This is a genomic window from Streptomyces sp. OfavH-34-F, from assembly GCF_022347745.1.
GTDB lineage: Bacteria > Actinomycetota > Actinomycetes > Streptomycetales > Streptomycetaceae > Streptomyces.
The window spans coordinates 1-4,012 of the sequence record NZ_JAKRGC010000446.1 but is presented as its reverse complement, the minus strand read 5'-3'; the positions used below and the strand labels follow the sequence as shown (position 1 = coordinate 4,012).

Below are 4,012 nucleotides of genomic sequence, written 5' to 3'. Positions count from 1 at the left end.
CCCGCGCGCCCGCTGCCCGACCCGCTGGCCGCACCGCCCGCCGCGACCGGCCACGAGGCCCGCGAGCGCGAGACCCTCAACGACTTCGCCGTCTCGCGCGGCCCCTGGCTCGCCGGGGTGCTGGCCGACCTGCGCCGGCTCCACGGACCCGGGGCCCCGGAGCGGGTCGTGCTCGTCGAACGCCACAGCGCCGACGTCGCGCGCTGGCTCGCCCTCGCCGGTTACGCCCTGCCGGACGGGCTCGCCGAGGGCCTGACCTTCACCACGTACACCCGGCGCCCGCGCGAGGCCGCGCAGCGGGTGGTGGGCGTGCTCCCCGAGGACGCCGACGGGCTGGCGGACTCCGGGCTGTGCGTGCACGTGTGCGGCGGTCCGCGCCCGGAAGGGCCGGTGGGCGACGTCTGGGCGGAGACGGCGGCCCGCGGCTGGCGGGGGGGGGCGCCGGGGCGGGGTGTCACCCGGACGGGCGCGTCCGTGTAGCCGCACCGGGGGTGGGGGCGCAGGGTCGGTCTGGCCCCCTTTCCCCTCCGGCCGAGGAGTCCTCATGGCACAGACCGCGCCCCCGCCGGGCACCCCTTCGTCACCCTCGACGCCTCCCGGCGGGCCGGAGGGCGAGAACCCCTGGGCGGCCGGCGGGATCATGTTCGCCGGTGTGCTGCTGATGGTCGACGGCGTGCTCGACGCGATCAAGGGCATCGCCGGAATCGCGTCGAACGACGTCTACGCGCGCATCAACGACTACGTCTTCAAGTTCAATGTGACGGCCTGGGGATGGATCCACCTCGTCCTGGGCATCCTCGTCGCAGTCGTCGGCTGGGGCATCCTCCGGGGCTTCGCCTGGGCGCGCGGGGCCGGTGTGGGACTCGCGGCGCTCAACATGATCGCCAACTTCATGTGGCTGCCCTACCAGCCGGTCTGGGCGGTGGTCTCCCTGGCCATCGACACCTTCGTCATCTGGGCCCTGTGCACGGCCCGCCTCAAGCCGGTCATCTGACCGCCGGGGGTCGCCGGGCGCCGTTGTCAGTGGTGCGGGTCACACTGGAGACATGTGCCGCAGTATCAAGACGCTCCGACCGCCCGCCCTCCCCGAAGAGGCCACCGAGGAGGACATCCACGCCGCCGCTCTGCAGTTCGTCCGCAAGGTGTCGGGCTTCCGCGCCCCGGCGGCGCACAACCGCGAGGTCTTCGACCGTGCCGTCGAGGAGATCGCCGAGGCGACCGCCCGGCTGCTCGACGGCCTGGAGATACGGGGCGGCGCCAGAACGCCGTAGGGCCGGTGGCCGCCGTCAGGAGGCCGCGGCGGCGGCGCGGGCCGCCTCGGCCGGGCGGCGCATGAGCAGCGCCGCGAAGGAGCCCGCGAGGAACAGGGCGAGGACGGAGACGGCCGTGCCCAGCCAGCCCGCGCCCAGCCACTGCGCGCCGAAGTAGCCGAGGCCCACGCTGTAACCGGCCCAGGCCAGGCCAGCGACGGCCGACCACGGCAGGAACTCCTTCACCTTGCGGTGCGAGGCGCCCGCGCCCAGGGAGACGACGGACCGCCCGGCGGGCGCGAAGCGTGCGATGACGACGAGGACGCCGCCGCCCCGGCTCAGGGCGGCGCCCAGGCGCTCCTGCGCGGAGCTGAGGCGCCGGGAGCGCGCGATGGCGCGGTCCAGCCGCTCCCCGCCGCGCCGGGCCAGCCGGAACGCGGCCAGGTCGCCGACCACCGAGGCGGTGGCGGCGCACAGCAGGAGGGCGAGCAGCGAGGGCACCTCGGTCACATGCCGGGCGGCGCCCACGGCGTCGGCGGCGACTCCGGTGGTCCCGGCGGCGGCCGCCGTTGCGGCGGTGACCACCAGCACACCACTGGGCAGGACGGGGAGGAAGACGTCGAGCAGGACGGAGAGGGCCACCACGGCATAGATCCATGGGCTGCCGATCAGCGCACCCACACTCTCCAGCACCTTCTACTCCCCGATCGGTGACAACGCCGCGATGTCGCAGGGGAGCGGCAGGAGCGGCAGGTTCAGCTGTACAGCGTACGCCCGCCGTTCACCCGGTGATCCATATATATGCGTGATGTTCGGCACCCCGCTTGAGCGGGGCTTGAGTGCGCACCGCCGGGGAGCGGTTTTCCCGGCGGTGCGCGGGGGTCGGTGGGGAGTCCGATGGGGGTTCACGGGCCCGGTCGGTCAGCGGGCCCAGGGGGAGAGCGGAGAGGGGAGAGAAGGCCGCCCGGGGTCAGACGGCGACGGGGGAGTTCTGCTCCGGGGTGTGGTTCCGGTCCTGGCGGTTCGGCGTGCGGGCGGTGATCAGACCGTCCAGGGAGAGCGCGCCGGGGCCGGTGAAGACGAGGAGCACGAAGACCCAGCAGAAGACGGCTGCGGATTCGCCGCCGTTCTCGATGGGGAGGAGAGCGTGTGACTGGTGGACCGTGAAGTACGCGTACGCCATGGAGCCCGACGAGACGAGGGCGGCGACGCGGGTGCCGAGGCCGAGGGCGACGAGGGCGCCGCCGATGAGCTGGATCACCGCGGCGTACCAGCCCGGCCAGGTGCCGGCGGGTATGGAGCCGCCGCCGTGGGCGCCGCCGAGAATCCCGAAGATCGAGGCGGCACCGTGGCAGGCGAAGAGCAGGCCGACGACGATGCGGAACAGCGCGAGGGCGTAGGGCTGGGCCCGGTGGAGGTGTGGGGTCATGTGGGGAGACTCCTTCGGTCTGGTGGGGACGTGAACCGACTGAGCGCCAAAGATTAGGTAGGCCTCACCAATACTTGCAAGTTCAACGTTTTGTCGACTGGCCAGATCTCGATGGTGTGTGGTGAGCCGATCGGCAGGGCGATACCGCCTCGAACTGGGCAGTCTTCGTTGCCGCGTTGGCCTGAACCGGTAACAGCGCAGTTTTCCGGCCATGGGGGTGGAAGGGTGGCGGTCGGTGCCCCGACCACGGCAGCCTCTGTTCTCGCTCGAGTCCCGCTGGAGTCGGGGGCGCCTTGCGCCCCTGTGGCGGCCCGCCGGAGGGCCGAGGGGCCTCCGGGCGGTCCGGTGGCTTGTCATGAACAGTTGTAGTCGGCCGAAAACGCATCGGTGGCCCCGCCCGGCCGGCCCGTCGTGCGGGCGTCGGCCGGTGGGGCCACCGAGGGGTGGGCGCGCGCTGGCGCGCGCCCCGGTTCAGCAGCCGCTGAGCGCGGACTGGAGGGCCGACTTCTCGGCGGAGTCCACGGTCAGTTTGTAGTAGTGCTTCACATGTACCCAGGCGCGCACATATGTGCACTTGTACGCGGTGCGCGGCGGCATCCAGGAGGCGGGGTCCTTGTCGCCCTTGGACTGGTTGACGTTGTCCGTGACCGCGATCAGCTGGGGCCGCGTCAGGTCGTTGGCGTACGCCTGCCGTTGCGCGGTCGTCCAGCTGGAGGCCCCCGAGCGCCAGGCCTCGGCGAGCGGGACCATGTGGTCGATGTCCAGGTCCGAGGCGGCGGTCCAGGTGGCGCCGTCGTACGGCGAGTACCAACTGCCGCTCGTCGCCGCGCAGCTGGAGTTCTGGGTGACGTTGGTGCCGTCCCGCTTCAGGACGACCTCACGGGTGTTGCACGCCCCGGACTGGGTGATCCAGTGCGGGAACTTGTCCCGGCTGTACCCGCTGGACGAGCCCTCCGCCTTCACGGTCAGCTCGCTCAGATAGGTGCGGGCGGTGGCCGCGGAGACCGGAGTGGGCATGGCCGCCTGGGCGCTCGGGGCGGTGAGCAGGCCGGTGGTGGCGGCGAGGGCGGCGGATGCGGCGAGGACGCCTATGCGACGCGCGTAGACACCTGACATGCGAACTCCCTTGACGTGGGGGGATGCGGACGGGCCGTCAGCAACGGTCCGGCCATCGTGGCGGCGCCGGGTTGCCGTGGGGTGGGCGCCAGGTAACAGAGTGGCGACATGGGCACGTCACATCAAGGGATCTGACAGAGAGGTTCGTGGCGCGGGGGGAGTGCGGGCTCGCGCGCGCGGGCGCGCCGAGCCGGTGCGGCGCGCGGGGTGGCGCGGC

General features: G+C 72.8%; 5 protein-coding genes and 1 pseudogene. 3 read left to right on the top strand and 3 right to left on the bottom strand.

Annotated elements, in window-relative coordinates; translation table 11 throughout:
- The 3 genes and pseudogenes from MHW47_RS33005 to MHW47_RS32995 form a co-directional block, all read left to right on the top strand.
- Positions 1 to 444: pseudogene (locus MHW47_RS33005) on the top strand (hypothetical protein); the annotation flags it as partial.
- A 100-nt stretch (positions 445 to 544) separates the two neighbouring features.
- Positions 545 to 994, top strand: a complete 450-nt coding sequence (locus MHW47_RS33000; protein ID WP_239227525.1) for a hypothetical protein — start codon at positions 545 to 547, stop codon at positions 992 to 994.
- Positions 995 to 1,046: 52 nt separating this feature from the next.
- Entirely contained in the window at positions 1,047 to 1,271 is a 225-nt protein-coding gene (locus tag MHW47_RS32995) for a DUF2277 domain-containing protein (RefSeq protein WP_239227524.1), read from the top strand.
- A gap of 15 nt (positions 1,272 to 1,286) precedes the next feature.
- On the opposite strand, the gene MHW47_RS32990 is transcribed toward MHW47_RS32995, so the two are convergent.
- The 3 genes from MHW47_RS32990 to MHW47_RS32980 form a co-directional block, all read right to left on the bottom strand.
- Positions 1,287 to 1,943, bottom strand: coding sequence for a DedA family protein (locus MHW47_RS32990; protein WP_239227523.1), 657 nt, complete (start codon positions 1,941 to 1,943; stop codon positions 1,287 to 1,289).
- A gap of 277 nt (positions 1,944 to 2,220) precedes the next feature.
- Entirely contained in the window at positions 2,221 to 2,679 is a 459-nt protein-coding gene (locus MHW47_RS32985; protein WP_239227522.1) for a DoxX family protein, read from the bottom strand.
- A gap of 471 nt (positions 2,680 to 3,150) precedes the next feature.
- The gene (locus tag MHW47_RS32980) at positions 3,151 to 3,795 is read right to left on the bottom strand and encodes an HNH endonuclease family protein (protein WP_239227521.1); all 645 of its coding nucleotides are present in this window, start codon (positions 3,793 to 3,795) and stop codon (positions 3,151 to 3,153) included.
- Positions 3,796 to 4,012: the final 217 nt, after the last annotated feature.